Raw genomic sequence first — 3741 nt, forward strand, 5'->3', positions numbered from 1 at the left:
ACTTTCCAAGACTGACCGAGCAAAATTCTCTATCTCCTAACACCACTATTTTATGACCTGATAGCACGGTCAATGTTTTTTCTAATACTCGCTGCTGTTCTTCGAGATTACTACTTCCTTTTTTATCTAATATCTCTCAATAGATTGGGATGGCTCTCTTGTCATAAATTAGACTCACCATCAATATATTTATTGCTCCCAAACTTGTCCGGTCTATGGCAATATACGCTAATCCTTTTGTTGTGAATCTCTGCTGTTGTTTTAACATCTCTTTTAGGCAGAGAAACCAGATTTTTTCAATATTCAGAACTTCCAGCTTTAAAAATCTTTTTAGTTTTTTTCTCCGACTCTCAAACAGGATCGGTATTGGCAGTGCTTCTGCTAATATCTCTAACTTAGCTTGCTTTAGTATTTGCAAGGTTCCAACTATCATTAACAACAGTAGATATCTGGCTCGTCCCAGTTCATTTTCTAACACTTTCTGGTATAGTTCACTTATCATTTTCGTTATTTAGGTCATAAGCTAAACGGCGCTTAACCTGCATGATCCAATAGCTATAACCCTTTTGGAGTCTATATCGGTGATCCGAAGTAAAAGCCGTTTAGCTTATATGGTAAATATGACTTATCTTTTTTTGGAGTCTGTGTCTGTATTTTATGCTACATAAGCTTTTCTCCCCCTGTCAGGCAAAATACTTCGTAGTCCGTCCCGCACCTACCCCTAAATCAAGCATTTTCATGGTTGATAAACGCTGTTGCAGCAGAGTTAAAATTGTCTTTTCTGCCGGCTGTAGCGCGGTTAATTGGGCATAATAACCGACAATACTAGGGTCTTTATAGGTTTGCTGATTTTTATCCTTAATCATTCTTGATCGCTCTTTCCTACTACCATCTTTAAGAAAATATTTAGACTATCATAAGATGCGCTTAAATTATCAACTTGGCATCAATGCAGATTTTTAGCTCTTTTTTCCGGCTCTCCCAGGTTTGGTGGGTAAAATGTATTCTAAGATACATTCCTCCTAGCGAGTGGGTGGAACGAACCACAAAGACACAAAGGACACAAAGATCGATCGATCCTATGTAAGTTAAACTTATCACACAGAACCTAGAAGAGCCTTTTTCCCATCTACGAGCATAGATAGCATTTTCCAAAAGTGATAAAAAAATTGTAAAGTTATTTTATATTAGTTGTCTTTGATAGACTGGAAATTGTCCTGACGACTTCCCAAATTGCTCCTCACCTGACCCACCGTCCCAACCTCCAGTTGGTGAAAGTAGATAGCACCGAGTCGGTTGTCAGCCATCTGATCGGAGGCTTGCAGCGCTCGCATGGGTTTAAATTGAGTTACGCGCAAGATCAGGTATTTTTACTTAAGCAACGCCAAGAGAGAAAAAGCAGCGGGGATCAAATATCTGTAAAAAATGCTACAATAAGCTAAGATTCCATCAAAGGTTAGATTATCAAACGCCGACTCAGGACTATCAAGGTCGGAAAGCCTCGTTCGATAGTCTGAGCAGAGGCAAGACAATCGGTTAGAACTTATTGACTATCTGAGACTGTCCAATCGTTGGGATCGACTTCGGGTGTGGGTGAGGATATCGATCCGCAATTGTCAGGGTAACACCAAATCCCCCTGATCCAGTGGAGTGGACAAGCCTTCTTGTTTCTAGTGACCACTTCAGTCGTCCCTGATGATAACTGGGTTTTGCTAACTGGATTTAGGATAAACCTGTCTTAGTGCGGTTTTGTCGTTACTTGTCTAAAAATTGTTGCTATTTCGCTAACTACCTTATTTTTTATAGTTAAAAATTATGGCAAGCAAATCTTATTCGATGGTGCAGAATTACCCAACCGGAACAACCGGAACGGGACTAGATCAAACGGTTGAAAGAATTGGCATAGATCCAGGACTTGCTGGTGCTAATCTCGGCACAAATATTACGGTTGGAATGACGGCGGCTAATGAATTAAATCAGTTAATCTTAGAAGCAAAACAAGCCACTGGAGTTGCTAGTAACGGCATTTTTACTGTCAGTGACGTAATCGCGATTAATGCCTGGATTCGTGCTAACCGTTTAGCAGAATTTACTGCTCTCCACGGCGATGATGACGGGACAACAGAAACAGGGTTTCATTTAGTCCAAAATGACGGAGCGACTCAACAGTATCGCAATCAAAATTTAGTTGATACGGTTTTTGATGGCATTTATCACATTGGTTTCCTCATTCAAAATGGTACTTTTCTCAATGAAGATGGGAACGCAAATGCCACGGTTGCTCAGGTGGCGGATTGGCTAACCCAATTTTATACGGATCGGGCAACAACTAATACCGGACTTGATCGGATTACGGAATTAATTATTGCAGATCAGGGTTTAGCGCAAAATATACCTTGGCAAGAAATTGCTGGCGGTGCTGATGCTGCCAATGGACTGAATGATTTATTAAAAACAGCGATTACCACCTACAATCTCGCCGCCGATGGTTCAATTTCCGAAAGCGATATTGCACAAATTAACAATTGGATTCGCTCTGATGCCACCCGTTATAACGCTTTTGTTGTTCTGCATGGGGATGATGACGGCACAACAGAAACTGGCTTCCATTTAGTTCAAAATGACGGCGCTCAGACCACATATTTTGCGAAAAACCTAGTTAATACCGTTGCCGACGGAATCTATCATATTGGCTTTCAAATCCAAAATGGGCGATTTCTCAACGAAGATGGTGCAGCTAATGCCACAGTCAAAGACGTAGCAGATTGGGTAACATATTTTTACGTTGATCAGTCCACCACTGGCACCGGATTAGATAAAATTGTCGATACCATCAAAATTGATACTGGCTTAGCCAAGTGGACAAATGCGGGGGATATTAACGCCGGAGCCGCCGCCGCCGACGGACTTAACCATCTATTAGTAGATGGCATTACTGCTACAGGTATCGCTGCTGATGGCTGGATTACCAGCGATGATATTCGCACCCTCAATCAATGGATTCGCACTAATCACTATGACGAATTTATCCTCCTCCACGGTGACGATGAGGGAAATGAGGAAACAGGCTACCACCTGGTGCAAAATGACGGAGCGACAACCCAATACTTCGGTAAAAATTTAGTCAATACCGTAGCCGATGGACTCTATCACATTGGCTTTAACATCCAAGACAATCGTCTCCTCAACGAAGATGGTGATGCCAATGCTCGCCTTAACGATGTTTCCAGTTGGCTCAACTATTTCTATCTTCAGAAAACCATTATTTACGGTGATAACTCCGGCGACACGATTACAGGTACGAATCTTGCTGAACACCTGATGGGTTACGGAGGAAATGATGTTCTGAGTGGTGGCGACGGCGATGACCTAATCGATGGAGATTGGGGGTCTGACACTTTATCGGGTGGAGTTGGTAATGACTTACTCTATGGTGGTGCAGACAATGACCAATTGGATGGAGGTGAAGGATCAGATACCTATTATGTCTCCGGTAATTTAGCCGGAGGCTGGTCGAGTTTCCAAGGCTACGACATCTACACCGATACCGGCACCTCTGGGGTGGATAAAATTGTGGCCTTGGGTACAGGAGACGTGGACCTGGGGATTCGTTCTTTTAGCGCCAATAGTGGCATTGAAACCATCGACGGGACAGGAGTAACAGGAAAAGTCACCATCGTCGGTGATTGGAGTGATAATACCTTCGACTTCTCTAATACGGCTTTTGTCGGTAACAATATC

2 protein-coding genes and 1 pseudogene are annotated in these 3741 nt (G+C 42.4%); 1 reads left to right on the forward strand and 2 read right to left on the reverse strand.

Annotated features, from left to right (window positions below):
* Positions 1-136: 136 nt before the first annotated feature.
* Together IQ224_RS22525 and IQ224_RS22530 are read right to left on the reverse strand one after the other, a co-directional pair.
* Entirely contained in the window at positions 137-478 is a 342-nt protein-coding gene (locus tag IQ224_RS22525; protein ID WP_153044869.1) for a hypothetical protein, read from the reverse strand.
* Positions 479-686: 208 nt separating this feature from the next.
* A pseudogene (locus IQ224_RS22530) lies at positions 687-866 on the reverse strand (class I SAM-dependent methyltransferase); the annotation flags it as partial.
* A 949-nt stretch (positions 867-1815) separates the two neighbouring features.
* Here IQ224_RS22530 and IQ224_RS24720 point away from each other — a divergent pair.
* The coding region (locus tag IQ224_RS24720; protein WP_370583161.1) for a calcium-binding protein at positions 1816-3741 on the forward strand (1926 nt) is incomplete at its 3' end.

Source organism: Microcystis sp. LEGE 00066, from assembly GCF_015207925.1.
Classification (GTDB): domain Bacteria; phylum Cyanobacteriota; class Cyanobacteriia; order Cyanobacteriales; family Microcystaceae; genus Microcystis; species Microcystis ichthyoblabe_A.